We start from the raw sequence: 24,202 nt of genomic DNA, 5'->3' as shown, positions 1-24,202 counted from the left end.
GTCACCGGCGGCGCAGCGCGAGGACCGGGATCACCCGATCGGTCTTCGCCTCGTACTCGCCGAAGCCCGGGCTCATCGCCTTGAACCGCTCCCAGGCCTCGTCGCGCTCGGCGCCCTTCAGCTCGCTGACCTCGACCTCGACGACGCCCTCGTCGGGCGTCTCGATCTTGGTCTCCGGGTGGGCCAGGAGGTTGTGGTACCAGGCCGGGTTCTCCGGCGCGCCGGCCTTGGAGGCCGCGATCAGCCAGGTGTCGGCGTCCGGGTGGAGGTTGGCCACCGGGGAGACGCGCTCCTTGCCGGTCTTGGCGCCGGTGTGGTGCACGAGGACGAGCCCGCGCCCGAACGGCACCGAGGTGACGTTGCCGTCGTTGGCGCGGAACTCGTCGATGATCGACTGGTTCCAGTCCTTGTAGTCGCTGCCTGCCATGGAGTGCCTTTCCCCGAGGATCGGTTTTCACCCACTCTTGCAGACGTCCCCAACGTGCGGGGTCACCGGTGGCGCCGTGTTGGGATACCCGGTCGACCGGGTATCCCTGGGGTTGACGGGCACTGAAACACCCGTCGACCCCACGAAGTGCCCGTCCAGGCGCACCCCGAGTCCCGCTCCCTGGAAGCCAGCGCGCCGGCCCGGCTCACCGCGCGTGGACCAGCGCCGCGATGCGGACCTGTTCGGCTCGATCGGTCACCTTCACCCGCGGGCGTCCGGTCTCCTCACCCGCGGTGCACTCGTGCGTGTCCAGGGTGTTCCAGCCGGCTTGGTCGACCACGGTCACGCCCTTCTCCGCCAACAGGTCGTCGAACGATTCGCCGGTCGGGTCGGGAAGGCTGCTCGCGGCATAGTCGTCGAGGAGGGTACGTACGGTCTCGGCGGCACAGGCCCGGTTGGTGCCGATGACACCGCTGGGGCCGCGCTTGGCCCAGCCGGCGGTGTAGGTCGCAGCGGACCCGATCACGCGGCCGGCCTCGTGCGGGAAGCGGCCGGTACCGTCCTCGCGGGGGACGCCGGCCACACCGGCGGATCGGTAGCCGGTGGCGCGGACGACCAGCCCGGCCTCGATCTCCTCGCCGGTGTCGAAGCGCACCCCGGCGACGGTGTCGGAGCCGAGGATCTCGGTCGGGGTCAGCCCGAAGCGGAGGACGAGCCGCTTCGCGGCGTCCGTACGCGGCCGGCCGGCCAGGTCGCGAAGCAGATCGGCCTTCTGGAGCGCCGCGAAGGCACCGGCGTCACGATCGGTCAGGTCCGCCTCGGTCGGCAGCGCAGCCAGGTCGGCCTCGTCGACGACGACATCGATGCCCGGGTCGTCGGCGAGGGCCCGCAGCTCGGGGCTGGTGAAGGCCGCGTGCTCAGCGCCCCGGCGAGCGGTGACGACGACCTCGCGGATGCCGCTGGCGGTCAGCGCCGAGAGTGCGGCGGGGGCCAGGTCGGAGGCCTGCAGCGTCTCCTCGTCTGCCAGCAGCAGCCGGGCCAGGTCGAGGGCGACGTTGCCGTTGCCGATGACGACGGCCCGCTCGTGGGCAAGCGGGAACGTGAGCTCGGCACGGTCGGGATGACCGTTGTACCAGCCGACGAGCTCGGCCGCCGACGTCGAACCCGACAGCTCCTCCCCCGGCAGGCCGAGGCTGCGGCCCTCGCCGGCGCCGGTCGTGTAGACCACCGCGTGGTGAGAGCCGAGGAGCTCCTCGTGGGTGACGTCGCGCCCGATCTCGACGTTGTAGCGCGTCCGCACCCGGCGATGGCGCGCGGTCTTCGCGAACCCGGAGACGATCTCCTTGGTGTCGAGGTGGTCGGGCGCGACGCCGTAGCGGACCAGGCCGTAGGGCGTCGCGAGCCGGTCGATGACGGTGATCTCGACGTCACAGCGGCGGGTGGCGGCGAGCTCCTCGGCGACGTACCAACCGGCCGGGCCGGCGCCCACCACGGCCACCTTGAGCGGGCCGCCGGGGATCTTCGCCCCCGGCGGCGGCAGCGGTGCGGGCTCGTCCTGCTCGCCGGTGAACTCGAAGAAGGCGGCGTTGATGTCGACGTAGGGCGCGAACGCGTCCGGGACCTCGTAGTCCGGGAAGATCGCGTTGACCGGACACGCGTCCTCGCAGGCACCGCAGTCGATGCACTCGTCGGGGTGGATGTAGAGCATCTCGGCCGCGCCGAACCCGGGCTCGTCGGGACCGGGATGGATGCAGTCGACCGGGCAGACCTCCACGCAGGAGGCGTCGTTGCAGCAGGACTGGGTGATGACGTACGTCATGAGCGCTCCACCTTCTTCTGGGCCGCCCGCCGGGCCTTTCCGATCGTCTCCTCGACGACCGTGTTCATCCTGGCACCGTTCGGCCACCCGGCGTAGTGACTCAGGAAGACCACGATCTCGCGCAGCTCGTCATCCGTGAGCTCACCGTTGGCATGTGCCGCGGGGATCTGGATCCCGAGCACGTCCGCGGCGCCCTGGCCGGCGAGCAGCCCGATCAGCAGGAGCCGGCGGTCGCGGGTGGTCAGGCCCGGGCGCCGCCAGATGTCGCCGAAGAGGTGGTCGGCGGTGTAGCCGAAGAAGTCGCCCTCGCCGTCGGCCATGTCGAAGCCGTAGACCTCCTCCATCTTCCGGAGCCCCTTCGCCCGCTGCTCGGGGAGGCCGGCGAACTTCTCGTCCTCCTGGGGGTCGGCCGCGTCCACCCCACCCAGGCCCAGCCCGGACGCCAGCCGCTCGAGGGCGAGCCGGGCCAGCGGCACCTCGACGCCGAGCTCGTCGGCGAGCGCGACCGCGAAGCCGAGGTCCTTCTCCCCCAGCGCGACCACGTGCCCGAAGACGCCGTGCCAGAAGTCGGTCTCCTCGATCGGCGCGGTGGTGTCGCGGTGCATGATCGCGCCGGGGCCGCCGGTGATCGCGTCGGTGTGGCGTACGACCTCACCGAGCGCCACCAGGTCGAGCCCGGCCGCCTCGGCGAGCCGCTGGGCCTCGGTGGCCGCGGTGAACGAGGCGAAGTGGAGCAGGTTGCGGGCCAGCTTCAGCTTCGTCCCGGCACCGATCTCCCCGGCATGGACCACCTTGGTGGCCATCGCCGCCAGGACCGGCGCGGCCGCCGCGTACGCCTCGGGGGTGCCGCCGACCAGGATGGCCAGGGTGCCGTCGGCCGCGCCCATCGGGCCGCCGGACACGGGCGCGTCGAGCACGTGCACGCCGTGCGGCGAGGCCGTCGCGGCCAGCTCGGCGGGCGTCTCGGGGGCGACCGTGGAGTGCACCAGCACCGTCAGCGGTCCCTGTCCTGCACGGTCGGTCGCGACCACCTCCGCGAGGACCTGGCGGACCTGGTCGTCGTCACGCACCATCACGCTCAGCACGTCGACCGCTGCCGCCAGCTCGGCGACGGAGGCGGCTGCCTTGGCCCCGGCGGCGCCGAGCTCGGCGACCGGCTCCGCGGCGATGTCGTGCACCCACAGCTCGATCCCGTCCGCCGCGGCGAGCCGGAGCGCCATCGGCCTGCCGATGTTGCCGAGCCCCACGAAACCTGCGCGTGTCCCCTTCACCGTGCTCACAGTCGGAACGTCCCTCCGCCGTCGACGGCGATGATCTGCCCGGAGATCCACGACGACTCCTCGGAGAGGAGGAACTTCGCCGCTCCGACCATGTCCTCGGTGGTGCCGAGGCGCTTGATCGCCATGCCCTTCGTCATCTCTCGGGCCGCGTCGCCCGCCTGGACCCGGGTCGCCTCGGTGTCGGTCGGTCCCGGCGCGATGGCGTTGACCCGGATGTTCATCCCGCCGAGCTCGTGGGCGAGCTGCTGGGTGAGGCCGTTGATGCCGACCTTGGCCAGGCCGTAGAAGCCGGAGTAGAGGTAGGCGGCGGTCGAGGACTGGTTGACGATCGCCCCGCCGCCCCGCTTCTGCATCGCCGGGTAGACGGCCCGGGTCATCACCAGAGCACCGTTGAGGTTCACGCTCATGAACTTCTCGTAGTAGTCCCAGTCGACGGTGATCAGCAGGTCGAAGGCCATCTCGCCGTAGATCGCGGCGTTGTTGATCAGCGCGTCGATCCCGCCGTACGCCGCGGTCGTCTCGGCGACCAGCGCGGCCGCCGAGGCGTGGTCGGAGACATCGCAGCGTACGAACCTCGCGACGCCCCCGGAGGCCTCGATCTCCTTGGCGACCTGCTGGCCCTTCTCCTCGTTCAGGTCGGCGACGACGACGGTGGCGCCCTCGGCGGCCAGCCCCTTCGCGTAGGCCTCGCCGATCCCCTGTGCGGCGCCGGTGACGACGACGACCTTGTCCTTGAACCTCATGGTCTCTCCTGTGCTCATGCCGGCTCCGCGATCAGCTTGGTCTCCAGGTACTCCTCGAAGCCCTCGACGCCCATCTCCCGGCCGAGGCCGGACTGCTTGTAGCCGCCGAAGGGGGCGTCGGGGCCGAACCACTGGCCGCCGTTGACGCCGATGGTGCCGGTGCGGATCCGGGCGGCCACCGCCTTGGCGCGCTCCAGCGACCCGGACTCGACCGAGCCGGAGAGGCCGTAGGGCGAGTCGTTGGCGATGCGTACGGCATCGTCGTCGCCGTCGTGCGCGATCACCGTCAGGACCGGTCCGAAGATCTCCTCGCGGGCGACCCGGGCGGTGTTGTCGAGGCCGGCGATCACGGTCGGCTGGACCCAGAACCCGCCGGCGAGGTCGCCGTCCTGGACCGCGACGGCGCCGCCCGTGGCGAAGCGGCCGCCCTCCTCCTCCGCGAGGGCGAGGTAGCCGAGGATCCGGTCGCGCTGGACCGCGGAGATCACCGGGCCGCAGATCGTGCCGGCGGCGGCCGGGTCGCCCGCGCCGAGCGAGGCCATGGTGGCTGCCGCGGACTCGACCGCCGCGTCGTAGGAGGCGCGCGGCACCAGCAGCCGGGTGGTCAGGGCGCAGCCCTGACCGGCGTGCACGGCCACCGAGAAGGCCGCCATCGAGGCCGCCGAGGCCACGTCGGCGTCGTCGAGGACGATCGCCGCGGACTTCCCGCCGAGCTCGAGGAAGACCTTCTTCAGGCTGGGCGCGGCAGCGGCCATGATCGCCCGGCCGGTGGCCGTCGAGCCGGTGAACGAGACCAGGTCGACCCGAGGGTCCTCGGCCAGCATCGCGGCCACCCGGTTGTCGCGCGGCGTGACGACGTTGAACACGCCCGGCGGAAGGTCGGTGTGCTCGGCGGCCAGGCGTCCCAGCTCCGCGGCCAGCCACGGGGTGTCGGGGGCCGGCTTGAGGACCACGGTGTTGCCGGCGGCGAGCGCCGGGCCGATCTTGGCCAGGTTGATCTGGTTGGGGAAGTTCCACGGCGTGATCGCCGCGACCACCCCGACGGCCTCCTTGCGCACGGTGCGGCGCGAGGAGATGCCCATCGTGACCCCGACCCCCAGGTCTCGCGACCACTCGTAGGACTCGGCCAGGTCGACCGTCCACCGCAGGGTGTCGACCGGGGTGTCGAACTGCGGCCCGGCCACCAGGAAGGCGGGTGCGCCGACCTCGGCGGTGGTCAGCTCGCGCAGCGCCGCGGCGTTGTCGAGGAGCGCCTGGTGCAGCTGGCGCAGGCAGCGGACCCGGAACGCCACGTCGGTGGACCAGTCGGTCTCGTCGAAGGCCCTGCGGGCGGCGGCGATCGCGGCGTCCATGTCCTCGGCCGTCGAGTCGGGTGCGCGCCCGATCTCGGCTCCCGTGGCCGGGTTGAGGATCGCGTACGTCTCGCCGGATGAGGCCGCGCCGAGCTTGCCGTCGACGAGCTGCTGGGCGGGCGGGTTGGTGGGGTTTCGGGTCGTCACACGGACTCCTGGGTCACGAAGTTCCCGGCCGCCACGGGCGGCGGCCAGACGGTCGCGGGCAGGTCGGCGAGGCGGTAGTGGCCGGGTTGCTCGATGCCGTTGAGGGACATCCGCTCCAGCAGCCCGGCGGTCGCCTTCTTGGCCTTGACGATGTCGAGGAAGGTGGTCGCGGTGGAGCCGAGGTCGAACCAGTCCCGCTGCCAGGCGAACTCCAGTCCCGGACCGTCGGGCCGCGGCGCGACCCCGAACCAGGAGCCGCCGATGCCGAGGATCTCGTACTCCTCGCCGGTCGCGTCGTCGACGATCCCGGCCCGCTGCCGCCAGAACCCGATCACCATCGCGTTGACGTCGTCGATGACGGTGGCCTGGTAGTCGTAGTGCCAGCCCTCGAGGCCGGCCATCTCGGTGCCGAGGGCCCACTCCCGGATCTGGTCGCGGCCCACGGCCATGAAGTGCTCGTCGGGGGTGTACATCCAGCCGTACGTCGCGTCCTCGGCGTAGACGTCGGCCAGCGGCGCCCAGTCACCCTCAGCCTCTGCTTGACGGTTAAGGCTGAGCCACTCGGCCCAGAGCCCTTCGATCTCGGCGCGGTCCATGTCAGTCCTCCAGGGTGAGAGCGAAAGCAGGGCAGTACTTGACGGCCGCACGCGCGGCGGGAAGCTGTTGCTCGGACGGTTCGGGGACGCGTACGACGACCTGGTAGCTGTCCTCGTCGAAGCCGAAGAGCTCGGGTGCCTCGGCGAGACACTCCTGGTGTCCCTGACAGAGGCCCAGGTCAGCAGCCAGCTTCACGACGACCTCTTCCGGTAGCGGACACGGCAGGGCTGCTGGAGCTGGATCACCATCTTCGTGAAGTCGTCGGCGTAGGACTCCAGCGGCTGCGCCGCCTCGAACGAGTAGTCGCGCAGGATCACCGAGAAGATCGCCTTCATCTGCATCATCGCGAACGCGTTGCCGACGCAGCGGTGCTTGCCGGCGCCGAACGGGATCCAGGTCCAGCGGTTCTGCATGTCCTCCTGGCGCGGGTCGAGGTAGCGGCTCGGGTCGAACAGCTCGGCCTTCGGGAAGTCGTCCTCGATCCGGTTGGAGACCCGCGGCGAGGCGGCGAGCAGGGTGCCGGCCGGGATGGTCTCGCCGAGCAGCTCGAAGTCCTCGCGTACCAGCCGCATCAGGATGATCAGCGGCGGGTGCAGCCGCAGCGTCTCCTTCAGCGCCGCCTCGAGCACCGGGATCGAGCGCAGCGCCTGGAAGGAGACCTCGCTGCCGTCGGCGTACAGCTCGTCGAGCTCTTGGACGACATCGCCCATGACCTCGGGGTTCCGCAGCAGCTCGATCATCGCCCATGAGGCCGTGCCCGAGGAGGTGTGGTGGCCGGCGAACATCATCGAGATGAAGATCCCGGTGATGGTGTCGGTGTCCATGTCGATCGAGATCAGCACGTCGAGGAGGTCGCGCTCCTCGCGCGGCACCTTGCCCCGGGCGACCCGCTTGTCGACGATCGCCTGGACGAGCGCGACCAGCTTCTCCCGGGCGGCGTCGCGCATCCGGAAGCTCTCGATGTCGGCGTACGCGTCGACGTACGCGATCGCGTCCGTGCCGTGCTCCAGCTCGTGGTAGTGCCGGGCGAAGGAGGAGTCGAGCTCCTCGCGGAACGGCTTCCCGACCAGACAGGCCGAGGTCGTGTAGATGGTCAGCTCGGCGAAGAAGTCGAGCAGGTCGATCTCCCCCTCCTCGCCCCAGCCGGCGATCATCCGGCGGATCTCGGCCTCGATCGTCTGGGCGTGCCCGCGCATCATGTCGCCGCGCAGCGCCTGGTTCTTCAGCATCTGCTGGCGCTCCTCCGGCGAGGCGTCGAAGACGACCCCCTTGCCGAAGATCGGCGTCATGAACGGGTACGCAGCCGCCTGGTCGAGCACCTCGTCGGGCGCCCGGAAGAACGCCTCGTTGGCCTCGGCCCCGGTGACCAGGACGACGTCCTTGTCGGCGAGCCGGAAGCGGCCGAGGTCGCCGCACTCCTCGCGGACGCGGGTGAAGAGCGAGATCGGGTCGACGCGCATCTCGGGCAGGTGACCGGTGCCGCGGATGATCTCGGGCACGATCGGGTCCTGGTCGTCCAGGACGGTGGAGACGGTGGGAATCATCGGGACTCCTCGACGGGTGCCTCGGGATTGACGTCGATCGTGCTGATGTGGACGCCGCGCGGAGCGGTCACGATCGTCGTGATCGCGTCGGCCTGAGCGCGCGCCTTGAGGAAGTGAGGGTGCCGGGCCAAGCCCCAGCGGACCCACTGCTCGAGCACGAACCCGCCCAGCTCGGCGGGCCACTCGTTGCCGATGTCGGAGTGGGTGGGACCGGGTCGCACGATCGAGGCCCGGACCCCGGTGCCCTCGAGCTCCATCTGGAGCGCGGCGACCATGCCTTCCAGGCCCCACTTGGAGGCTGCGTACGCACCCATGAACGGTCGCGGCCTGACCGCCACGTCGGAGGAGAGGAAGACCAGGTCGCCGCGCCGGCGCTCGATCATCCCGGGCCCGAAGGCCCGCAGCACCCGGTGGGCACCGAGCAGGTTGACGTCGACCTGGCCGGCGAAGGTCTCGGTGGGGACGTCGACGGTCGCGCCCGGGTGGGTGACACCGGCGTTGCTGACCAGGACCTCGACATCGCCCAGGTCGGCGGCCACCTTGGCGGCGAACTCGGCCACCGACTCGTCGGAGGTCACGTCGAGGGGGTGCGCGACCGCCTCTCCCCCGTCGGCCCGGATCGCGGCGGCGATCTCGTCGACGCGGTCGACCCGCCGGGCGCCCAGCGCCACCGGGAACCCAGCCGTGGCCAGCGCCTTCGCCGTCTCGGCGCCGATCCCCGACGACGCGCCGGTGATCACCGCCGGGCGGCGGTCGGGCTGGGCGTACTTGCTCATGCGTCCTCCCTGGATGCTGACCGAGGTAACTCGGCGAATGCGCACTGCCTTCGCGGAACTCCACGGAAGGAGTGATGGCTCGCCGAGGTACCTCGGTGAACATCCACGGCGCTCATCGCGCCCTCCAGGTGAACGAGACAGGCAGCTCGGCGAACCCGCGCACGCTCGTGGAGTGCACGCGGACGGCGCGATCGGTGTGGACCTCGAACCCCGACGTACGCCGCACCAGCTCCGTCAGCACGATCTTGGCCTCGAGCCGGGCGAGGTTGGCGCCGAGGCAGAAGTGCCGGCCGACACCGAAGCTCATGATCCGGCCGAGCTCGTCGGGTGGGCGGTGGATGTCGAAGACGTCCGGGGCGGTGAAGACCCGCTCGTCGCGGTTGGCCGAGCCGAGCAGGACGAGCAGCTTCGATCCGGCCGGGACGACCTGGCCGTGCAGCTCGACATCCTCGGCGACGTAGCGGGCGAGCATCTGGCTCGAGGTGTCGTGGCGCAGGGTCTCCTCGATCCACGGGCTCACCAACGTGGCGCCCTCCGGGTCGGCGAACACCTCGGCGAGCTGATCGCGATGGGCGCCGAGGTGGAAGAGCGCGTTGCCGAGCAGCTTGGTGGTGGTCTCGTTGCCGGCCACGACCATCAGGAACAGGAACGCGATCACCTCGTGGTCGAGCAGCCGGTCGCCGTCGACCTCGGCCTCGATCAGCGCCGAGGTGAGGTCCTCGCTCGGCTGCCGGCGCCGCTGGGCGACCATCTCGGCGTAGTAGCCGATCAGCTCCAGCGCGGCCGTCATCCCGGCCTCCGGCACGTCGCGTACGCCGTCCTCCCGGTGCACCACCAGGTCGGCCAGCCGACGCACCTCGTCGCGATCGGCGGCGGGGACGCCCATCATCTCCGAGATGACGTCCATCGGGAGCTTGCCGGCGAGCTCCGCGATCCAGTCCACCTCGCCCGCTTTCTCGGACAGCGCCCTCAGCGCGTCGAGGTAGCGGTCGGCGAGCGCCTGGATCTGCGGCGCCAGCTCGCGTACGCGGCGGGGTGTGAACCCCGCCGAGACCAGCTTGCGCAACCGGGTCTGCGCGGCCCCGTCCAGCGCCAGGAAGGACATCACCCGGTGGGCGTCGGCGTTCCAGGCGCTGGCGTCGAGCGAGACCCCCATCCGGTTGGAGAAGGTGACGTCGTCCTTCACCGCGGCGTGCACGTCGGCGTGCCGGGACAGCGCCCAGAAGTCGTCGACGGCGTTGTAGTAGAGCGGCGCCTCGTCCCGTAGCCGGGCGTAGACCGGGTAGGGGTCCTCGTGGAAGTCGTAGTCGTAGGGGTCGAAGATCTCGGTGGTGGTGCTGGTCATCTCACTCCTCGCCGACGATCACGGCCACGACCGGGGCGAGCCGGTCGGCCATCTCGTCGTAGGTCATCAGTCCCATGCCCGCCTGCAGCAGCGCGCCGGAGAAGGCGAGCAGCAGCGCTTCGCGCACCGCCTCCCCGGCTCCGTCCCCGAGCGCCGACTCGAACCGGGCGGCGAACTCGGCCCCGATCCGCAACCGGAGCCGCTCGACGTCGGAGTCGCTGCCCAGCAGCGCCGGGGTGACCGCCGCCGCCAGCTCCGGCTCCTCCGCGATCCGGGTCGTCAGGCTGCGTACGGCCTCCTGCACGCGCCCCGCGCGAGAGCCGGTCCCGTCGGCCACCGGCGCCTCGTTCAGATGGCGCCAGAAGAGCTCGACGAAGAGGTGGTTCCTGGAGGCCAGGTAGGTGTACGCCGTCGCCGAGGAGACCCCGGCCCGTGCGGCGACCGAGCGGATCGTCAGCGCCTCGTGCCCGACCTCGCGCAGCTCCGCCAGGCCCGCGGCGAACAGGCGCTCGACGGTATCGGCCTGACGGGTGCTCGTTGCGCTGGACACGTGTCCAGATTAGAACACGTTCTCGTTTCCGGCAAGGGCTGAGCGGCACCGCTTCGGGGTACCGCACCCACATGCCGAGAACTGACGTGCTGGGCGAGGAGCTCCAGCGACAACGCGAGGTCCTGAAGAGGGTGGGCGCGACGCTGAAGGCCGCCGAGATCCCGTTCGCGCTGGCCGGCGGCTACGCGGTCTGGACCCGAGGCGGCCCGGAGAGCACCCACGACGTCGACTTCGTCCTCCCCCAGGACTGCGTCGAGGAGGCCGTGGAGAAGCTCGTCGAGAACGGGATGGATCCGGTCGCCGCCCCGGAGGACTGGCTGGTGAAGGTCGGTCGCGACACCGTGATCGTCGACCTGATCCACCGGCTCCCGACCGGCCCGGTCGACGAGGAGCTGCTCGTGCGGTGCACCGAGCTGCCGGTCGACTCCGTGACCATGCCCGTCATGTCGGCGACCGACCTGATCATCTCGCGCATGCTCGCGCTCAGCGAGCACGCCTGCGACCTCTCGCCGATCCTCGGCTCCGCCCGCGCCCTGCGCGAGCAGGTCGACTGGCGGCTGGTGCGGCAGGAGGCGAAGCGGAGCCCGTTCGCGCTGAGCGCGCTGGGCCTGCTCGATGCGCTCGACATCATGGAAGGAAGCGGTATCGGAGATGACGATGCCTGACCCGATTCGCGTGGCAGCCGTGGGTGACGTACATCTGGCGGACGACCTGCGAGGACGCTACGCACCACTGCTCGAGGGGATCTCCGGCGAGGCGGACGCGCTGCTCGTGGCCGGTGACCTCACCCAGCACGGCACGGTCGAGGAGGCCAAGGCGTTCGCCGACGAGTTCGACGCCGCCGACGTCCCCGTCCTCGTCGTGCTCGGCAACCACGACTACCACTCCGGGGCCGACCGCGACATCGCCCGGCTGCTGACGGACCGTGGCGTCACGGTCCTCGAAGGCACCTCGACCACCATCGAGACGGACGCCGGCCGCCTCGGCGTCGCCGGCGTCAAGGGCTTCTGCCTGGGGTTCCACGGGCGCTGCGCGGCCGACTTCGGCGAACCGGAGATGAAGGCCTTCACCGGGCACGGCATCGAGACCGCCGGCGTCCTGCGCCGAGCCCTCGACGACTTGGCCGGCGAGGAGCCGGACGTCACCGTCGCACTGTCCCACTTCGCCCCGGTCGACGACACCCTGATCGGCGAGCCGAAGGAGATCTGGCCGTTCCTCGGCAACTACCGGCTCGGTGAGGCGATCGACGAGACCGGCGTCGATCTCGCCGTCCACGGCCATGCCCACGCCGGGCGCGAGAAGGGCCTCACTCCGGCCGGGGTGCCCGTACGCAACGTCGCCCAGCCGGTCATCCAGGCAGCGTTCCGCGTCTACGACGTCGTCCCCAGGAGGTCGGCATGAACGAACAGCTGGCACGAGATCTCGAGCGAGACATCGCGAGCGATCCGCGCACCAACGAGCTGGGCATCCGGCTCCAGGTACGCGGCGAGCGCCTCGTCGTCTCCGGCGAGGTCGCCTCCGAGGAGCGCCGGGCGACGGTCCTCGAGGTCGTCCGGGAGCACGACACCGGGCTCGAGATCGTCGACCACATCATGCTCAGCGCCGAGCCCGGTCCGGGCGGACCCGACCACGAGCAGATCGACCCACCACAGAGGAGCTGATCACCGATGAACAGCGCAGTCATCGCGGTCACGATCGGGATGATCGTGTTCTGGACCGCCCTGATGCTGGCCGCCGCGTTCCTCGACCGGCGGCGTGGCCGCCAGATCGAGCACGACCTGGCCGAGATGGAGCGCAAGCACCATCTCGACGGCCGCGACCGCTACGGAAGCTTCGACCACCGACCCCACTGAGTCCAGCGCTCAGGCCCCCGGCGGGAGCTTCGTGAAGTCGGGCTCCCGCCCCTCGGCGAAGGCGAGGAGCGCCTCGATGTTGGCCGGCCCGCCGAGCAGCTCGGCGAACTTGGCGTTCTCGAGCTCACGGGCCGCCTCGATCCCCGGGCGCAGCGAGGCGGTCATCGTCTCCTTGACCGCGACCAGGCTGCTGATCGGCCGCGCGGCGAGCGTGGCGGCGTGACCCCAGGCCGTGGCGAGGAGCTCGTCCGGCTCGGTGACCCGCCACACGAATCCCATCTCGTGCGCCTCCTCCGCGCTGATCCACTCCCCCGACAGCAGCATCCAGGCGGCGTTCTGCCGCCCGATCAGCCGCGGGAAGAGGAAGCTGGAGGCCGCCTCGGGGGCGACGCCGAGCGTGGTGAACGGCGTCTTGAACCGCGCCTTCGTCGAGGCGAGGACTAGGTCGGCGAAGCCGAGCAGCGTCACGCCGATGCCGAGCCCCAGGCCGTTGACTGCCACGACCAGCGGCTTGGAGAACGCCGTCAGGGCGTCGACGAGGCGGATGAAGCCGTGCGATTCGCCGTCGTCGGCCCCCGAGGCGGTCTCCTTCATCTCCAGGAGGTCGGTGCCGGCGGAGAAGGTCCGACCGGTCCCGGTCAGGAGCACGACGGCCACCTCCGGGTCCTCGTCGGCCTCGCACAGCGCCTCGGCCAGGGCGACGTAGAGCGCCTGGTTGAAGGCGTTGAGCTGGTCGGGACGGTTGAGGGTCAGCGTACGGACGCGATCGCGGTCCTCGCTCAGCAGCAGGTCGGACATCAGGCCCCCAGGATGAGGTCGGCCGCGCGCTCGCCGATCATGATCGAGGGCGCGTTGGTGTTGCCTCCGGTGATCGAGGGCATCACGCTCGCGTCGGCGACGCGCAGACCGTCGATGCCCTTCACGCGCAGCGACGGGTCCACCACCGCGCGCTCGTCCGAGCCCATCCGGCAGGTACCGACGCCGTGGTAGACGCTGTGCACGATGTTGGGCAGCAGGTCGCGGGTCGCCCGGGCGTCGGCGTAGTCCGGGCCCGGCGTGATCTCGCCCTGGTTGTCGCCGAGGCCCACCATCATCTCGCGCACCTTGGCGATCCCGTCCAGGAGCACCTCGGTGTCCTTGCCCGCCGTCAGGTAGGCCGGGTCGAGGAGCGGGTGGGCGAACGGGTCGGCGCTGGCCAGACGTACGGTGCCCCGGCTCTCGGGGTAGATCAGCGTCGGCAGGATGCACAGGCCGGGCTTGTTCGTCGGCGGCCGGATCGCCTTGTCGGCATCCTGGTTCGGGAAGGGGTAGACCCAGTAGAGGACGTGCAGCTGCAGGTCGGGGACCTGGCCGGCCAGGGCGCTGCGTACGAAGCCGAAAGCCTCGAACTGCGAGCCCGCCGCCCAGCCCTTGCGGGTGAGCCGCGACCTGGCGAAGCCGGCGGCGAAGTAGGCAGCCGTCGGCCGCCGCAGCGCCGAGTCCATCCGGAAGGAGACCGGCACGAAGAGGTGGTCGTGGAAGTTGTCCCCGACCGGGAGGTCGGCGTGGACCTGGATGCCGTGGTCGCGCAGGTGGCCGGAATGACCGATTCCGGAGAGCATCAGCAGGTGCGGCGAGCCGTAGACGCCGGCCGCGACGATCACCTCGCGTGAGGCCTTGATGGTCTGCTTGTCGCCGTCGGCGCCGACCACCTCGACACCGGTCGCGCGCGAGCCCTCGATGCGTACGCGGGTGACCTGCGCCCTGGTCAGGACCAGCAGGTTGTCCAGAGGGTCCTCGCGCAGGTAGGCCTTCGACGCCGAGTATCTGCGTCCCTCGGACGCCGAGAGCTGGACGACGCCGACGCCCTCCTGCTCCTTGCCGTTGTAGTCGTCGAGCGCGCCGACGCCGAGCCGCTTGGGCGCCTCGTCGAGCCAGGTCTGCGTGGCCGGGGTGAGGTCCTTCTGGTAGCGCACCTTCACCGGTCCGCCCTCGCCGCGGAACTCGTCCGCACCGCCCTCGAAGTCCTCCATCCGCCGGAACGCGGGCAGCACGTCGTCGTAGGACCAGCCGGTCGCGCCGTCGGCCGCCCAGTCGTCGAAGTTCTGCCGGTTGCCGCGCACCCAGAGCATCCCGTTGATCGAGGAGGAGCCGCCCAGCACCTTGCCGCGAGTCATTGGGATGACCCGGTCGAGGGCCGCGCTCTGCGGCACCGACTTGTAACCCCAGTCGACCAGCTTCTTCAGCTGCGGCGTCGAGAGCATCGCGGCCACCGCCCCGGGAAGCTCCAGGAGGTTCTTGATCCCGAAGGCGGTGTCCTTGGTTCCCGCCTCGATCACGATCACGCTGGCACCGCTCTCGGCAAGCCTGCGGGCGGTGGCGCAGCCCGCGCTCCCGGCTCCTACGACGATGTAGTCGGCTTCCATCTTCACTTCTCTCTCCCGGTGATCCCTTCCGGAAAGACTAGAACACGTTCTACTGTTGTGTCATGCGCCACGGCATCGTCCTGTTCACCTCGGACCGCGGCATCGCGCCCGCCGAGCTCGCCACCGCCGCCGAGGAGCGGGGTTTCGACACGTTCTACGTGCCCGAGCACACCCACATCCCGGTGCGCCGCGACGCCCTGCACCCCACCGGCGGCACCGAGCTCCCCGACGACCGCTACCTGCGTACGCTCGACCCCTGGGTGACGCTCGGGACCTGCGCCGCGGTGACCTCTCGGATCGGGCTCTCCACCGCCGTCGCGCTGCCGGTCGAGTCCGACCCGATCACGCTCGCCAAGACGATCGCGACCCTCGACCACCTCTCCGGTGGCCGGGTCTCGCTGGGCGTCGGGTTCGGCTGGAACACCGACGAGCTCGCCGACCACGGCATCCCCGGCGACCGCAAGCGCACCGCGCTGAGGGAGTACCTCGAGGCGATGCGGGCGCTGTGGACCGAGGACGAAGCCGCCTACGACGGCGAGTTCGTCTCCTTCGGCCCCTCCTGGGCCTACCCGAAGCCTCCGCAGGGCCGGATCCCCACGATCGTCGGCGCCGGCGGCGGACCGAAGACGCTGCGCTGGATCGCCCGCCACGCCGAGGGCTGGATGTCGACGCCGACCGAGGCCGGGATCGGCGACAAGGTCAAGACGCTCCAGGACGAGTGGGAGTCGGCCGGCCGGGACGGCAAGCCCGAGGTTCGCGTCCTCGTCGCCAAGCGCCCCACACCCGACGACCTGGCCGAATGGTCCATCGCCGACGAGCTGATCTGGGGCGTCCCCGACACGGAACCTGCCGGCGTACTGACCTACCTCGACAAGCTCGCCGGACGCCTCGGCCTGGCCTGATCCGCCGAGACGTCGCCCCGGTCGGCCGAGACGTCACCCACCTGCCACCTCGGCCGACGTAGGTGACGTCTCGGCCTGCGGGGCTGACGCCTCAGCGATGTCGGGGTGCGAGCGCGTGGTCGAGGAAGTTCACGGTGCGGTCCAGGCCACCCCGCGAGGCCGGGGAGATGCCGGGCAGGGTGAGGTAGGCATGGGTCGCAAAGGTCGGGCAGTGCACGGCGACCCCCACCCCGGCCGTACGCAGCGCCGCGGCATAGCGCTCGGCATGCGGGCGCAACGGGTCGAACCTGGCGGTGAGGATGAGCGCGGGCGGCAGGTCCGCGTGGGAGGCCGCCCGCAGCGGCGAGACCGCCCACTCCTCGGCGCGCGAGAGGTCCGGGCCGACGTAGTGCTCCAGGATCCCGGCGAGCCCGGGGCCGTGTAGGCCGACGAGGTCGACGAGCGGGTAGAACAGCACCTGGCCACGGATCGGCGGCCCACCCTCGTCACGTGCCCGCAGCGCCAGGACCGCTGCCAGCGTGCCGCCGGCACTGTCGCCCAGCACCACGATCCGGTCGGCGTCGGCGCCGAGGTCGTCGGCATGCACCACGGCCCACCGCAGCACCGCCCAGCAGTCCTCGACCGCCGCCGGATACGGATGCTCCGGCGCCAGCCGATAGGCCGGCGCGACCACCACCGCGCCCGTGCGCGCGGCGATCCGGCCGGCCATCCAACGGGACTGCTCGGGCGAGCCCCAGCACCAGCCGCCGCCATGGAGGGCCAGCACGAGCGGCCGTCCCGACGCCGCACCGCCGCGCGGGACATGGACCCGCAGCCGGATCTCGCCGGCCCACGCCTCGCGCACCTCCACCCCGGGGTCGTCGGCCCCGAAGACCCAGGTCAGCCGGCGGTCCGCCAGCAGCGCCGCGCGTCGCTCGCGCAGGTCGACCATCGCGTCCACACGGCGATCCTGCACCTTGTCCACGGTCCTCGTCGTGACGTACGGCCGACCGGCGGCCGAACGTCATCCCACGGACGCCCCATTTGTAGAACACGTTCTACTATGATCGGCGCATGAGTGACATCCGCGAGATCGAGCAGCTCAAGTTCCGCTACGTACGCCTCCTCGACACCAAGCAGTGGGACGAGTTCGCCACCTGCTTCAGCGATGACGCCACCGCCGACTACGCCGGGCTCTCGTTCGCCTCACCCGGCGACCTGGTCGACTACATGCGCACCAACCTGCCCGACTCGATCATCACGATGCACCACCTTCACCACCCCGAGATCACGGTCGAGGGCGAGAGCGCCACCGGCCGCTGGTACCTCTACGACAAGGTCTTCGCCCCCGCCTTCGAGTTCGCCCTCGAGGGCGCCGCCTTCTACGAGGACCGCTACGTCCGTACGCCGCAGGGCTGGCGCATCGCCCACACCGGCTACCAGCGCACCTGGGAGCTCACCACCAGCCTGAAGGACCAGCCCAGCGCGAAGCTCGTCGGTCCCGGCGGACCTGCGACGCACGCCTGAGAACAGCGGTAGGTTCGGCGCCATGCGGATCACCTTCGGAGCCGATGACGAGAACGAGACGACCCGAGCGGTGCTCGCCGAGCTACGGGAGCGTGGCGAGGTCGAGGTCGTCGACACCGACTCCTGGCCCGACCTCGGCGCAGGCATCGGCCGCGCGGTCGTCGAGGGACGCGCCGACGTCGGCGTGGTGATGTGCTGGACCGGCACCGGCACGGCGATCGCCGCCAACAAGGTTCCCGGCGTCCGCGCCGCCCTCGCCTGGGACCCCTGGATCGCCCGCGGCTCGCGGCTGTGGAACGACGCCAACGTGCTGGCGATGAGCCTCAAGCGCCTCGCCCCCGACGTCGCCGTCGAGGTGACCCGGGCCTTCCTCGACGAGCCCACTCCCGACCCCGACGAGGCCGACGCCATCCGCCGCCTCGACGAGCTCCCCTGACCGGCCCGCCTCAGCCCAGCTCGCGGTAGTCGCTGCGGAAGAAGAGCAGGGGCTCGGTGGCGGGGCCCTCCTCGAGGTCGAGGACACGGCCGACGACGAGGTAGTGGTCGCCCTCCTCGTGGACCGAGTGGACGGCGCAGTCGAGGTAGCCGACCGCACCCGACAGGTGCGGGTCGCCGTGATGGGCCGACGGGGTCCAGGAGATGTCGGCGTACTTGTCGGCGGCCCGCGAGGCGAACTGGTTCGAGACCGCCTCCTGACCGGCGGCGAGGATGTTGACCGAGAAGTGCCCGGCCCGACGAATCCGGGCCCAGGCACGCGACGACTTCGTCGGCGCGAACAGGATCAGCGGCGGTCGCAGCGACACCGAGGAGAACGACTGACAGGTCATCCCGACGGGTCCTTCCGCGGTCTGCGCCGCGATCACGGTGACCCCGGAGGCGAACCGGCCCAGCACCGTACGGAACCGGGCGTCCGCCTCCGCGTCGGCAGGGGTCTCCGGAGGAGACGGTGGCGCCTCGAAGTCGAAGCGACCGTGGAAGGACTCGATCAGCTCCGGATGCGGCCAGCCCTCGGCGGCATCGGGAGACATCCCATCAGGCACCTCTATACGCATACCCGATCACTGGCCTACGCCGAAGTCGTGGCCCCAGTACGAGACGGCCGTGGACTCCCGGGCGACCCACTTCTGGTCGTCGACCTGCAGCCCCTCGGTGCCGAACTCGATGTCGAAGCCGCCCGGCGACTTCACGTAGAAGGAGACCATCTCGTCGTTCATGTGCCGCCCGAGCGTCGCCGACAGCTTGGCGCCGTACTTCTTGACCCGCTCCAGCGCCCGGCCGACGTCGTCGAGCTTGTCGACCTCGAGCATGATGTGGACGCACTTGGAGTCGTTCGGGAACGGCAGGAACGCCAGCGAGTGGTGGCGCGGGTTGATCCCGAGGAAGCGCAGCCAGATCTTGGTGCCGGGCTCCTTGCCCGCGAACTCGCCGGGCATGCTCATCGAGTCGCGCAGCCGGAAGCCGAGCGTGTCGCGGTAGAACTCCAGCGCCTCCACGTCGTCGGAGACCGGGATCACCACGTGGCCCATCCCCTGGTCGCCGGTCACGAAGGTGTGACCGTAGGGCGAGACCGCGGGGCGGCGCTCGTAGGTGATGCCGTGGAAGAGCTCGAAGACGTTGTCGAAGGGGTCGCGGAAGCGCAGCAGCTCCTGCACCCGGCGCTCGGCCAGCTCCTCGGCCGTGCCCTCCTCCACCTCGACACCGGACTTCTCCAGGTGCTCACGGGCCTGCGCCAGCGCGGTGTGGTCGGCGACCTCCCAGCCGACGCAGCCGAGTTGGTCCACCTCGCCGGGCTCGATCACCAGCCGGGCCGAGACCTCGTCGATGCGGTAGTAGAGGTGCTCCGGGTTCGGCCCCTTGGCCGTCACCAGACCGAGGACCTTCTCGGCGAACGTACGCCACGCCTCCAGGTCGGTGCTGGTGACGCGTACGTAGCCCATGGACTTGATGTCGATCATGCGCGCTCCTTGTGCCTCTTCAAGAAGTTCACCGCGATCTCGCGGAACTCGTCGGCGGCCTCGATCTGTGCCCAGTGCCCACAGCGCGGGAAGACATGCAGCTGCGCCTTGGGGATCAGCTTCAGGGCGGGGAAGGCGCCGTCGAGCGGGTTGACCCGGTCCTCGCGGCCCCAGGTGAGCAGGGTGTGGTGCTTGAGCTGGTGCGCCTCCCGCCACAGCATGCCGTCCTCGGCGGTCTCGGGGTTGTAGAACGACCACCCCATCGACGCCATCGCCTCGCGCGCGCCGGGTGCGGTCGCGTCCGCGAACCGCTCCTCGACCAGCTCGTCGGTGACCAGCTTCTGGTTGACGACCATGGTCGAGATGAACGCCCTCAGCGCCTCCCGCGTGGGGTCGCCGGAGAAGTCCATCAGGCGTTGTACGCCCTCGGTCGGGTCGGCGTGGAAGAGGTTGAGCGAGAGCCCGCCCGGCCCCATCAGCACCAGCCGCCCGACCCGGTCGGGGTAGGTCAGCGCGATCCGCATCGCCGTCCCGCCGCCGAGCGAGTTGCCGAGCAGGTGCACCTTCTCCAGGCCCAGCTCGTCGAGCAGCGCGATCACCGCGTCGCCGGCGAAGCGGTAGTAGTTGCCCACCACCTCCGGCTTGTCGGAGGCACCGAAGCCCGGCTGGTCGACCAGGATCGTGCGGAAGTCGGCCGCGAAACCCTCCAGCGCGGAACCGAAGTTGGACCACGACGAGGCCCCGGGACCCCCGCCGTGAAGCATCACCAGCGGCAGCCGGTCATCCTGAGGCGCACCCAGGTCGTAGTAGCGCAGCGTGATCTCGCCGGCCGCCTCGGTCTTGATCGCGACGTCGCGGGCGACGTCCTCCTTCACCAGAGCCATCTCAGTACATCCCCGGGTCGACCTTGTGCCCGAACTCCGAGGCGCCGTACATCTGCAGCGCGCGCTCGGGGTCGTTGGCGGCGTGGACGCGGCCCGCGTGGGCGTCGCGCCAGGCGCGCTGGAGCGGGGTGCCGTTGGCCAGGGCCCGGCCGCCGGAGGCCTCGAAGAGCAGGTCGATCGCGTCGATCGCCCGCTGCGTACCGAGGACCTGGTCGCGGCGGATGCGCAGGCGCTGGGTGATCGGGATCTTCTCGCCACGGGCGACGTAGGCCTGCTGCTCACGGATGTTGTTCATCAGCAGCGCCCAAGCGGCGTCGATGTCGGAGGAGGCGGTGGCCACGCGTACCGCGGCGAAGGGGTCCAGGGACGCCTTCTCCCCGTAGGACGCGCGCACCCGGTTCTGCTGCATCGCCACGTGCTCCTCGTAGGCGCCGCGGGCCATGCCGATGATCGGCGTGGTGATCGTGGTGGTGAACAGCGAGTGGAACTGGAGCTTGTAGAGGTCGCCGGTGTTCACCGCCTGGCCGGGTCCCTTGCAGCGCCCGGTCTCGGCCATCGAGAGCGTGAACGTCTCCGGGATGAAGACGTCCTCGACCACGATGTCGTTGGAGCCCGTGCCGGCCAGGCCGACGACGTTCCAGACGTCGACGATCTCGTAGCGCTCGCGGGGCACCAGGAACGTACGGAAGTCGACCACCTGGCCCTCGTCGCTGAAGACGAGGCCGCCGAGCAGGACCCAGGTGGCGTGCGCGCAGCCCGAGGAGAACGACCAGCGTCCGGAGAGCCGGAAGCCGCCGTCGGTCAGCGAGGCCTTGCCCATCGGCGCGTAGGAGGAGGAGACCCGGGTGTCGGGGTCCTCGCCCCAGACCGCCTGCTGGGCCTCGTCGTCGAAGAGCGCGATCTGCCAGGGGTGCACGCCCAGGACGCTGGAGACCCAGCCGGTCGAGCCGCACGCCGAGGCGATGTCGCGTACGCAGGTGTAGAAGTCGACCGGGTCGGCCTCGAGCCCGCCGAAACGGGCCGGCTGGAGCAGCTTGAAGAAGCCGACCTCCTCCAGCTCCTTCACGCTCGACTCCGGCACGACCCGGAGACGCTCGGTCTCCTCGGCGCGCTCCCTGATGGTGGGCAGCAGGTCCTGCACCCCGTCCCTGACGGTCTGTGCGTCCTTGTGGGGGCGCTGTGTCGGTTCGCTCACCGCTCTGCCTTCCTGCATGGTGTCCCAGATGTCCTCGGACGGCGCGGTTCGTGCGCTGCCGATGGATCAATACTAGAACACGTTTCAGTTTTGTCGAGTCCTCGGGCGTGTTTCGTTGCCTGTCATCTATGGTAGAACGTGTTTCAGTTCTTAGACAGCACCGCCTGATCGCACGAGGTTGAGGGAGCACCATGGGACAGACCGACGAGGAGACCTACGACGTCGTGGTCGTGGGCGCCGGAGGCGCCGGGATGACCGCGGCTCTTGCGGCCGCCCGCCGCCACGGGCTCGAGACCGTCGTCATCGAGAAGAGCGCCTACTTCGGCGGATCGACGTCCCGCTCGGGCGGCGGGGTCTGGATCCCGCGCAACCACGCCCTGGCAGCCGCCCACCAGAAGGACTCTCCCGAGGCCGCCAGCCTCTATCTCGAGTCGATCGTGGGCGACGTCGTGCCGGCCGAACGCCGTGAGACGTTCCTGGGCCGCGGCCCGGAGGTGCTCTCCTTCGTGTGCGAGAAGACCCCTGTGCGCTTCAACTGGGTGCCCGACTACGCCGACTACCACCCCGAGGCCCCCGGCGGCCGCGGCGCGGGCCGCTCCGTCGAGCCGGCTCCGCTCGACGCCCGGATCATCGGTTCCGAGCTCGACCGGCTGCACCCGCCCTACACGAAGTCGCCGGCCAACATGGTCGTCACGCAGGCCGACTTCCGGAAGATCAGCCTCGGCATGCGCACGATCAGGGGCCCGATCACGATGGTCAAGATCGCGGTCGCCCGGATCCTCGCCGGCCTGCTCGGCAGGAAGATGTACGCCATGGGTGCAGCCCTCGCGATCGGGCTGCGCAAGGGGCTGATGGACGCCGGTGTCCCGATCCGCTACGAGACCGAGCTCGTCGGCCTGGTCACCGAGGGCGGCCGCGTCGTCGGCGTCGAGGTGCGCCACGGCGAGTCGGGCCCGACCTCGGTGATCCGGGCGCGGCGGGGCGTGATCCTGGGCTCGGGCGGCTTCGAGCGCAACCTGGAGATGCGGGAGAAGTACCTGCCCGCACCGACCTCCGTCGAGTGGACCACCGGAGCCTTCTCCAACACCGGAGGCGGGATCCTGGCCGGGATCGCGGCCGGCGCGGACACCGATCTGATGGACGAGTCCTGGTGGGGGCCCACGATCCCGTTCCCCGGGCGACCGTGGTTCGCGCTCGCCGAGCGCAACCTGCCCGGCTCGATCATCGTCAACGGCGCCGGCAAGCGGTTCATGAACGAGGCGCTCCCCTACGTCGAGGCCGTCCACGAGATCTATCGAGGTCAGGAGACAGGCGTCTCGCACGTTCCCGCATGGCTGGTCTTCGACCAGCGCTACCGCAACCGCTACATCTTCGCCGGCCTCGGCCCGGGCCAGCCGTTCCCGGGGCGCTGGCTCAAGAGCGGGGTCGTCGTGAAGGCTTCTTCCGTGGAAGCGCTGGCGGAGAAGATCGAGGTGCCCGTCGACGGGCTCCGCGAGACCCTGGCCCGGTTCAACCGCTTCGCCGAGTCGGGCGTCGACGAGGACTTCCACCGCGGCGAGTCGACCTACGACAAGTACTACTCCGACCCCACCGTCAAGCCGAACTGCTCGCTCAACGTCATCGACCAGGCACCGTTCTACGCGGTGAAGATGGCCCCCGGCGACCTCGGCACCAAGGGCGGGCTGGTCACCGACAAGCGTGCCCGCGTCCTGCGGCCGGACGGCTCCGCCATCGAGGGCCTCTACGCCGCCGGCAACGTCTCCTCCGCCGTCATGGGCCGCACCTACGCCGGCCCCGGCGCCACCATCGGACCCGCCCTGGTCTTCGGCTATCTCGCCGCCGAGGACTGCGCCCTGAAGGCTGTCTCACCCGAGGAGGGCAACTGATGCCCATCGATCCGACCAAGGCCATCGGGGCCTCGCTGCCGTCGCAGTCGTTCTCGTGGACCTCGTCCGACGTGCTGCTCTACCACCTCGGCATCGGCGCCGGCTCGCGTCCCGGCGACGCGACCGACCCGGCGGTGCTGCGCTACACCCTGGACAACGACGCGCTGACCGTGCTGCCCTCCTTCGGGGTCGTGGCGCCCACCTTCCACGTCACCGAACCGCCCTCGCTCGACCTGCCCGGGTGCGACATCGACCTCGCCTCGGTGCTCCACGGCTCCCAGGAGATCCGCGTCGACGGCCCCATCCCGACCTCCGGCGAGGCCGTCGTCTCGACCCGGGTCGCGGAGGTCTGGGACAAGGGCAAGGCCGCGGTCATCGTCCAGGAGGGCGTCGCCACCACCCCGGACGGCGACCCGCTGTGGACCGTCAGAAGCTCGATCTTCGTACGCGGCGAGGGCGGCTTCGGGGGTGAGCGCGGGCCGTCGACGTCGCTGCCGGTTCCCGACCGGGCGCCCGATGCGGTCGCGGCGTACGACGTCACGGAGCAGCAGGCGCTGCTCTACCGGCTGTGCGGCGATCGCAACCCCCTGCACGCCGACCCCGCCTTCGCAGCGAAAGCCGGTTTCCCCAAGCCGATCCTGCACGGGCTGTGCTCCTACGGGATCGTGCTGCGCGAGGCGACCGGGCTGCTGCTCGACGGCGATGCGACCCGGGTCGCGGGGTTCGGCGCCCGGTTCGCGGGGATCGTCTTCCCCGGCGAGACGATCTCGATCGAGGCGTGGGACGAGCAGCCGAGGATCCTGATCAGAGCCACGATCTCCTCGGCAGACCCAGCCCGCGATGGCGCCCCCGTCCTCGCCGACTGCTATCTGGAGGCGACCGGAGCGAGGTCGAGCGGCGAGCTTGCTCGCCCGCTCGCGCCGAGCGAGGGAGCTACCGAGCGAAGCGAGGAGGTGCGATGAGCCGCGCGAGCTGTAACACGCTGTTCGTAGGACTACTCGCCCTATGGGAACGACCGGATAGTCCTACGAACGAC

Annotated in this window: 27 protein-coding genes; 9 read left to right on the top strand and 18 right to left on the bottom strand. The window is 70.7% G+C overall.

Translation table 11 applies throughout. The annotated features are described in order from the left end of the window. Position 1: 1 nt before the first annotated feature. The 11 genes from UG56_RS01130 to UG56_RS01080 form a co-directional block, all read right to left on the bottom strand. Positions 2 to 427: a nitroreductase/quinone reductase family protein gene (locus UG56_RS01130; protein WP_045549411.1), complete on the bottom strand. Its 426-nt coding sequence runs from the start codon at positions 425 to 427 to the stop codon at positions 2 to 4. 205 nt (positions 428 to 632) lie between these two features. Beyond that, on the bottom strand, positions 633 to 2,246 hold the full coding sequence (locus UG56_RS01125) for an FAD-dependent oxidoreductase (protein WP_045549410.1): 1,614 nt from the start codon (positions 2,244 to 2,246) through the stop codon (positions 633 to 635). After that, positions 2,243 to 3,517, bottom strand: a complete 1,275-nt coding sequence (locus tag UG56_RS28745; protein WP_256206374.1) for an NAD(P)-binding domain-containing protein — start codon at positions 3,515 to 3,517, stop codon at positions 2,243 to 2,245. Before UG56_RS28745 ends, UG56_RS01125 begins: the two co-directional genes overlap by 4 nt. A 5-nt stretch (positions 3,518 to 3,522) precedes the next feature. Then, positions 3,523 to 4,269, bottom strand: coding sequence for an SDR family oxidoreductase (locus tag UG56_RS01115; protein ID WP_143054853.1), 747 nt, complete (start codon positions 4,267 to 4,269; stop codon positions 3,523 to 3,525). A 14-nt stretch (positions 4,270 to 4,283) separates the two neighbouring features. Continuing rightward, positions 4,284 to 5,768 carry an aldehyde dehydrogenase gene (locus UG56_RS01110; RefSeq protein WP_045550749.1) on the bottom strand — a complete coding sequence of 495 codons (1,485 nt, stop codon included), beginning with the start codon at positions 5,766 to 5,768 and terminating at the stop codon, positions 4,284 to 4,286. Continuing rightward, entirely contained in the window at positions 5,765 to 6,364 is a 600-nt protein-coding gene (locus UG56_RS01105) for a hypothetical protein (RefSeq protein WP_045550748.1), read from the bottom strand. The genes UG56_RS01110 and UG56_RS01105 overlap by 4 nt, the downstream gene beginning before the upstream one ends. Before the next feature lies 1 nt (position 6,365). Next, positions 6,366 to 6,560, bottom strand: coding sequence for a ferredoxin (locus tag UG56_RS01100; protein WP_045550747.1), 195 nt, complete (start codon positions 6,558 to 6,560; stop codon positions 6,366 to 6,368). Next, the gene (locus tag UG56_RS01095) at positions 6,557 to 7,909 is read right to left on the bottom strand and encodes a cytochrome P450 (RefSeq protein WP_256206373.1); all 1,353 of its coding nucleotides are present in this window, start codon (positions 7,907 to 7,909) and stop codon (positions 6,557 to 6,559) included. Before UG56_RS01095 ends, UG56_RS01100 begins: the two co-directional genes overlap by 4 nt. After that, positions 7,906 to 8,685 (bottom strand): SDR family oxidoreductase, encoded by a 780-nt coding sequence (locus UG56_RS01090; protein ID WP_045550746.1) that lies wholly within the window; start codon positions 8,683 to 8,685, stop codon positions 7,906 to 7,908. The genes UG56_RS01095 and UG56_RS01090 overlap by 4 nt, the downstream gene beginning before the upstream one ends. Positions 8,686 to 8,797: 112 nt before the next feature. Further along, positions 8,798 to 10,030, bottom strand: coding sequence for a cytochrome P450 (locus UG56_RS01085; RefSeq protein ID WP_045550745.1), 1,233 nt, complete (start codon positions 10,028 to 10,030; stop codon positions 8,798 to 8,800). A 1-nt stretch (position 10,031) separates the two neighbouring features. Continuing rightward, complete coding sequence (locus UG56_RS01080) at positions 10,032 to 10,580, bottom strand: TetR/AcrR family transcriptional regulator (protein ID WP_045550744.1); 549 nt, start codon at positions 10,578 to 10,580, stop codon at positions 10,032 to 10,034. 71 nt (positions 10,581 to 10,651) lie between these two features. Here UG56_RS01080 and UG56_RS01075 point away from each other — a divergent pair, with 71 nt between their 5' ends. From UG56_RS01075 to UG56_RS01060, 4 genes are read left to right on the top strand one after another with little or no spacing between them, the layout of a single operon-like run. Beyond that, positions 10,652 to 11,245, top strand: a complete 594-nt coding sequence (locus tag UG56_RS01075; protein ID WP_045550743.1) for a nucleotidyltransferase — start codon at positions 10,652 to 10,654, stop codon at positions 11,243 to 11,245. Beyond that, a complete protein-coding gene (locus UG56_RS01070; protein WP_045550753.1) occupies positions 11,238 to 11,981 on the top strand; it encodes a metallophosphoesterase family protein in 744 nt (247 codons plus the stop codon). The genes UG56_RS01075 and UG56_RS01070 overlap by 8 nt, the downstream gene beginning before the upstream one ends. Next, on the top strand, positions 11,978 to 12,241 hold the full coding sequence (locus tag UG56_RS01065) for a BON domain-containing protein (RefSeq protein ID WP_045550742.1): 264 nt from the start codon (positions 11,978 to 11,980) through the stop codon (positions 12,239 to 12,241). The genes UG56_RS01070 and UG56_RS01065 overlap by 4 nt, the downstream gene beginning before the upstream one ends. A gap of 6 nt (positions 12,242 to 12,247) precedes the next feature. Further along, the gene (locus tag UG56_RS01060; protein WP_045550741.1) at positions 12,248 to 12,433 is read left to right on the top strand and encodes a hypothetical protein; all 186 of its coding nucleotides are present in this window, start codon (positions 12,248 to 12,250) and stop codon (positions 12,431 to 12,433) included. Positions 12,434 to 12,442: 9 nt separating this feature from the next. On the opposite strand, the gene UG56_RS01055 is transcribed toward UG56_RS01060, so the two are convergent. Together UG56_RS01055 and UG56_RS01050 are read right to left on the bottom strand one after the other, a co-directional pair. Next, entirely contained in the window at positions 12,443 to 13,231 is a 789-nt protein-coding gene (locus UG56_RS01055; RefSeq protein WP_045550740.1) for an enoyl-CoA hydratase/isomerase family protein, read from the bottom strand. After that, positions 13,231 to 14,838, bottom strand: a complete 1,608-nt coding sequence (locus UG56_RS01050) for a GMC family oxidoreductase (RefSeq protein WP_045550752.1) — start codon at positions 14,836 to 14,838, stop codon at positions 13,231 to 13,233. Before UG56_RS01050 ends, UG56_RS01055 begins: the two co-directional genes overlap by 1 nt. Positions 14,839 to 14,900: 62 nt before the next feature. Between UG56_RS01050 and UG56_RS01045 the strand changes: the two genes are divergently transcribed. Beyond that, positions 14,901 to 15,740, top strand: a complete 840-nt coding sequence (locus tag UG56_RS01045) for an LLM class F420-dependent oxidoreductase (RefSeq protein ID WP_045550739.1) — start codon at positions 14,901 to 14,903, stop codon at positions 15,738 to 15,740. A gap of 91 nt (positions 15,741 to 15,831) precedes the next feature. Here the strand turns inward: UG56_RS01045 and UG56_RS01040 are convergent, their stop codons facing one another. After that, positions 15,832 to 16,671: an alpha/beta hydrolase gene (locus UG56_RS01040; RefSeq protein WP_256206381.1), complete on the bottom strand. Its 840-nt coding sequence runs from the start codon at positions 16,669 to 16,671 to the stop codon at positions 15,832 to 15,834. 122 nt (positions 16,672 to 16,793) lie between these two features. Between UG56_RS01040 and UG56_RS01035 the strand changes: the two genes are divergently transcribed. Together UG56_RS01035 and UG56_RS01030 are read left to right on the top strand one after the other, a co-directional pair. After that, positions 16,794 to 17,246 carry a nuclear transport factor 2 family protein gene (locus UG56_RS01035; protein WP_045551486.1) on the top strand — a complete coding sequence of 151 codons (453 nt, stop codon included), beginning with the start codon at positions 16,794 to 16,796 and terminating at the stop codon, positions 17,244 to 17,246. Between the two features lie 22 nt (positions 17,247 to 17,268). Continuing rightward, positions 17,269 to 17,682, top strand: coding sequence for an RpiB/LacA/LacB family sugar-phosphate isomerase (locus UG56_RS01030; protein WP_045551487.1), 414 nt, complete (start codon positions 17,269 to 17,271; stop codon positions 17,680 to 17,682). A gap of 10 nt (positions 17,683 to 17,692) precedes the next feature. On the opposite strand, the gene UG56_RS01025 is transcribed toward UG56_RS01030, so the two are convergent. From UG56_RS01025 to hsaA, 4 genes are read right to left on the bottom strand one after another with little or no spacing between them, the layout of a single operon-like run. After that, the gene (locus UG56_RS01025) at positions 17,693 to 18,274 is read right to left on the bottom strand and encodes a flavin reductase family protein (RefSeq protein WP_052694152.1); all 582 of its coding nucleotides are present in this window, start codon (positions 18,272 to 18,274) and stop codon (positions 17,693 to 17,695) included. Between the two features lie 30 nt (positions 18,275 to 18,304). Continuing rightward, a complete protein-coding gene (gene hsaC / locus UG56_RS01020) occupies positions 18,305 to 19,201 on the bottom strand; it encodes an iron-dependent extradiol dioxygenase HsaC (RefSeq protein ID WP_045551488.1) in 897 nt (298 codons plus the stop codon). After that, the gene (gene hsaD, locus UG56_RS01015) at positions 19,198 to 20,085 is read right to left on the bottom strand and encodes a 4,5:9,10-diseco-3-hydroxy-5,9,17-trioxoandrosta-1(10),2-diene-4-oate hydrolase (protein ID WP_045551489.1); all 888 of its coding nucleotides are present in this window, start codon (positions 20,083 to 20,085) and stop codon (positions 19,198 to 19,200) included. The genes hsaC and hsaD overlap by 4 nt, the downstream gene beginning before the upstream one ends. 1 nt (position 20,086) lies before the next feature. Next, complete coding sequence (gene hsaA, locus UG56_RS01010) at positions 20,087 to 21,280, bottom strand: 3-hydroxy-9,10-secoandrosta-1,3,5(10)-triene-9,17-dione monooxygenase oxygenase subunit (protein ID WP_143054852.1); 1,194 nt, start codon at positions 21,278 to 21,280, stop codon at positions 20,087 to 20,089. Positions 21,281 to 21,471: 191 nt separating this feature from the next. Here hsaA and kstD point away from each other — a divergent pair, with 191 nt between their 5' ends. Next, positions 21,472 to 23,166 (top strand): 3-oxosteroid 1-dehydrogenase, encoded by a 1,695-nt coding sequence (gene kstD / locus UG56_RS01005; protein WP_045551491.1) that lies wholly within the window; start codon positions 21,472 to 21,474, stop codon positions 23,164 to 23,166. Next, on the top strand, positions 23,166 to 24,128 hold the full coding sequence (locus UG56_RS01000) for a MaoC/PaaZ C-terminal domain-containing protein (protein ID WP_256206372.1): 963 nt from the start codon (positions 23,166 to 23,168) through the stop codon (positions 24,126 to 24,128). The genes kstD and UG56_RS01000 overlap by 1 nt, the downstream gene beginning before the upstream one ends. The last annotated feature ends 74 nt before the right edge of the window (positions 24,129 to 24,202 follow it).

The sequence above is a fragment of the Nocardioides luteus genome (assembly GCF_000960475.2).
Taxonomy (GTDB): Bacteria; Actinomycetota; Actinomycetes; order Propionibacteriales; family Nocardioidaceae; genus Nocardioides; species Nocardioides luteus_A.
This window is presented reverse-complemented; position numbering and strand designations above follow the sequence as displayed.

What these genes read in the sequence shown, in the direction of transcription:
- UG56_RS01130 (WP_045549411.1), bottom strand. Translation starts at nt 427, where the DNA reads ATGGCAGGCAGCGACTACAAGGACTGGAACCAGTCGATCATCGACGAG.
- UG56_RS01125 (WP_045549410.1), bottom strand. Translation starts at nt 2,246, where the DNA reads ATGACGTACGTCATCACCCAGTCCTGCTGCAACGACGCCTCCTGCGTG.
- UG56_RS01115 (WP_143054853.1), bottom strand. Translation starts at nt 4,269, where the DNA reads ATGAGGTTCAAGGACAAGGTCGTCGTCGTCACCGGCGCCGCACAGGGG.
- UG56_RS01105 (WP_045550748.1), bottom strand. Translation starts at nt 6,364, where the DNA reads ATGGACCGCGCCGAGATCGAAGGGCTCTGGGCCGAGTGGCTCAGCCTT.
- UG56_RS01095 (WP_256206373.1), bottom strand. Translation starts at nt 7,909, where the DNA reads ATGATTCCCACCGTCTCCACCGTCCTGGACGACCAGGACCCGATCGTG.
- UG56_RS01090 (WP_045550746.1), bottom strand. Translation starts at nt 8,685, where the DNA reads ATGAGCAAGTACGCCCAGCCCGACCGCCGCCCGGCGGTGATCACCGGC.
- UG56_RS01085 (WP_045550745.1), bottom strand. Translation starts at nt 10,030, where the DNA reads ATGACCAGCACCACCACCGAGATCTTCGACCCCTACGACTACGACTTC.
- UG56_RS01075 (WP_045550743.1), top strand. Translation starts at nt 10,652, where the DNA reads ATGCCGAGAACTGACGTGCTGGGCGAGGAGCTCCAGCGACAACGCGAG.
- UG56_RS01070 (WP_045550753.1), top strand. Translation starts at nt 11,238, where the DNA reads ATGCCTGACCCGATTCGCGTGGCAGCCGTGGGTGACGTACATCTGGCG.
- UG56_RS01065 (WP_045550742.1), top strand. Translation starts at nt 11,978, where the DNA reads ATGAACGAACAGCTGGCACGAGATCTCGAGCGAGACATCGCGAGCGAT.
- UG56_RS01060 (WP_045550741.1), top strand. Translation starts at nt 12,248, where the DNA reads ATGAACAGCGCAGTCATCGCGGTCACGATCGGGATGATCGTGTTCTGG.
- UG56_RS01055 (WP_045550740.1), bottom strand. Translation starts at nt 13,231, where the DNA reads ATGTCCGACCTGCTGCTGAGCGAGGACCGCGATCGCGTCCGTACGCTG.
- UG56_RS01050 (WP_045550752.1), bottom strand. Translation starts at nt 14,838, where the DNA reads ATGGAAGCCGACTACATCGTCGTAGGAGCCGGGAGCGCGGGCTGCGCC.
- UG56_RS01045 (WP_045550739.1), top strand. Translation starts at nt 14,901, where the DNA reads ATGCGCCACGGCATCGTCCTGTTCACCTCGGACCGCGGCATCGCGCCC.
- UG56_RS01040 (WP_256206381.1), bottom strand. Translation starts at nt 16,671, where the DNA reads ATGGTCGACCTGCGCGAGCGACGCGCGGCGCTGCTGGCGGACCGCCGG.
- UG56_RS01035 (WP_045551486.1), top strand. Translation starts at nt 16,794, where the DNA reads ATGAGTGACATCCGCGAGATCGAGCAGCTCAAGTTCCGCTACGTACGC.
- UG56_RS01030 (WP_045551487.1), top strand. Translation starts at nt 17,269, where the DNA reads ATGCGGATCACCTTCGGAGCCGATGACGAGAACGAGACGACCCGAGCG.
- UG56_RS01025 (WP_052694152.1), bottom strand. Translation starts at nt 18,274, where the DNA reads ATGTCTCCCGATGCCGCCGAGGGCTGGCCGCATCCGGAGCTGATCGAG.
- hsaC (WP_045551488.1), bottom strand. Translation starts at nt 19,201, where the DNA reads ATGATCGACATCAAGTCCATGGGCTACGTACGCGTCACCAGCACCGAC.
- hsaD (WP_045551489.1), bottom strand. Translation starts at nt 20,085, where the DNA reads ATGGCTCTGGTGAAGGAGGACGTCGCCCGCGACGTCGCGATCAAGACC.
- kstD (WP_045551491.1), top strand. Translation starts at nt 21,472, where the DNA reads ATGGGACAGACCGACGAGGAGACCTACGACGTCGTGGTCGTGGGCGCC.
- UG56_RS01000 (WP_256206372.1), top strand. Translation starts at nt 23,166, where the DNA reads ATGCCCATCGATCCGACCAAGGCCATCGGGGCCTCGCTGCCGTCGCAG.